The organism is Synechococcales cyanobacterium T60_A2020_003, from assembly GCA_015272205.1.
Taxonomy (GTDB): Bacteria; Cyanobacteriota; Cyanobacteriia; order RECH01; family RECH01; genus JACYMB01.
Genome location: JACYMB010000033.1, coordinates 1 through 2,376, shown reverse-complemented (window position 1 = coordinate 2,376; position 2,376 = coordinate 1). Strand labels below are relative to the sequence as shown.

1 protein-coding gene and 1 pseudogene are annotated in these 2,376 nt (G+C 54.2%); one reads left to right on the top strand and one right to left on the bottom strand.

From position 1 onward, the window contains the following. Positions 1-448 precede the first annotated feature (448 nt). The gene (locus IGR76_02035) at positions 449-2,173 is read left to right on the top strand and encodes an AMIN domain-containing protein (GenBank protein MBF2077313.1); all 1,725 of its coding nucleotides are present in this window, start codon (positions 449-451) and stop codon (positions 2,171-2,173) included. On the opposite strand, the pseudogene IGR76_02030 reads toward IGR76_02035, so the two are convergent. After that, a pseudogene (locus IGR76_02030) lies at positions 2,170-2,307 on the bottom strand (GrpB family protein). The gene IGR76_02035 and the pseudogene IGR76_02030 sit on opposite strands and share 4 nt — an antisense overlap. Positions 2,308-2,376 lie beyond the last annotated feature (69 nt).

Here is a 2,376-nt window from a genome sequence, read left to right as displayed (position 1 = left end):
CTCATCTGAATTCTGCTTGCTGCTTTCCTTTTTGGATCAATTGGATAAAGTCGAGCTTAGAGACCGACCTGATTCTTCTGAATGGGGGATGATGGTCGGTTCCTATACAACCTCCACTCAACATGGTTTTCCTGAGCGATCGCACCGATTAGGCGTCTTTCGCCCTTATCTTTACAACCTTTGGATTTACTCTGCTCCTGACTTGATCAGCAACAACTGTTCCCTGGCGATCGCTGGGGACTTTTTTTATGCGGCTTTTCCGCGATCCTCATGGCAGATTGTTTGCAAAAAGCAACATATATTCGACACTTTTTGTGATCAAACGCTATTTATAGGGAGTAAACTACTAGGCGAGTTCTAGATGTAGAGTTTTGACTCTAGACCCAACGCATTTGAACTTGCTACAGCACTGCCCATTCTGACCTTGCGACCGAGGGGGAGACCATCCATGCCAGCACGCAACACGACCCGAATCTGGGAATTGCTAACCGCAACGATCCCATCTGCCCGATCGATGGCAGGTTGGAAGGGCGTTGGAGTCAGCTGTATGGCGATCGCTACCCTCCTCGCAACAACAGTCGCAGAGGCGGGACAGCTCAATCAGTGGCGCTATGACGAGACCACTCAGCAAGTGGAACTTACGATTTCCGATGAAACCACGCCTCGGCACTTTCTGATGGCCCAACCTGCCCGGATTGTGGTGGACTTGCCCAATACCCAAGTCGGAGACGTTCCCGTTGAACAGATGCTATCCGGTGCCGTGCGCTCGGTGCGGGTCAGTCAGTTTCAGCCGGATATGGCGCGGGTGGTGATCGAGCTATCCCCAGATGCCGTGCTAGCCAGTGGTCAAGTCGAGGTTCAACAAACGGCGGATGGTCAGTGGGTGATTCGTCCGCTGTTGGCAGGCAGCCCCTCTGAATCTGTAGCGATCGCCCCTAGGTCTGAACCTGTACCTTCCCCCCCTACGGTTCAGGCAACATCTCCCACAACGCAGGTTGAAGCTGCACCAATGCCCACTGCTGCCACGGAAGCATCGGTAGACGCAGAAACCAATACGCTACCACCGCTAGAACCGGGCGCGATTGAACTTTCCGTCATGCCACCCACCCTTGCAGAGAATGAGGCTGCGACCGAACTGGAGGCGCAAGAAGACGATACTGCTGACCTAACGAATCTGGACGTTCCCAGTATTCGGGACGCGATCGCTGAAATGGGCGCTGATGAGACTCAGACGATTGTTCCGTTTGAGTCAGAGGATGGGGCGATCGCCCTCGATCCCCAGTCGGATACCCTCAACGTTGAGATTACCGACGCCAGGATTACGCAACCTGAATATCGCTATGACCCCACCGCTCCTGTCCTCGATGCTACCGTCCCCACCCGTCCAGCACAGCCCGTGTTAGATGCCACCCATCCTTCGGTTGTATTCCCGGCTGCCACCTCTCCCCAAGCTGCTCTTGCTCAACTGAATACCCTCGCGAATCAGGACGCTGTAAACCTGCCTGTCGTTCAAAATGCGCCTCAAGTGGCAATCTCTGTATCCCGCCCTGAGGAATCCTCCGAAATCGAGGTAGAACGTCCAGCCCCACCAGAGGCGATCGCCCCTCCTGTAGCCCCTCCTGCTCCTAGCACCACAGAAGCGACCTCAACCGCTTCTATCGCCTTTGGTCAGCCGATTACGGATAACTCAGCCCATACATCTCAAACCCACACATCTCAAACCAATGATCGTCAGAGTTCTAGTTCTGCGAGTATGACCGTTAGCCTCCGCTATCCCGGTACTGAACCCCTAGCCCTTCTTCCCGGTGTGCGCCAGGATGTACTCTTGCTGCAACAGCCCCTCCGCGATGGTCAGGGAAACGTGATCGCGGAAGCTGGCAGTCCGGTAATTGGCCGTTTTGAAACCAGTGACAGTAGCAGCAAGTTTGTAATTCAGGCGATCGCCACCCAAACCGAAAACATTCGGGTTACCGGGGAATCGCAGCCTATTCATCTCCATCATGGAGATGAAACGGTGAGCGAAACCAGCGAAAACTCCTCGGCATTTAATCCGGCCTCCTTATTCGGTGGAGTTGCCGCCAGCACCGTTGCCCAGGTTCGGTCTGCGTATGTAGTGATTCAACCAGATCAAATCATCACCGTGCGGCTTACGGATAATCTGGCTCTACGCTAGATGGGGCGATCGCCCACAGACTCTGTGCGCCAACGAACTGCGACTTGATCAATGGCTTTAATAAACGGATCTTTGCCGTCCATATAGCGTTCAATATCGTGAGGGTATCGCTCCGCCAACCTTTGCTTTAGCTTTTAGACGGGAAGCCCCGCGATGTACCTGAAAGGTCAGCGTCGGGATGAGAGGCGCGTGAGTTGAGGTAC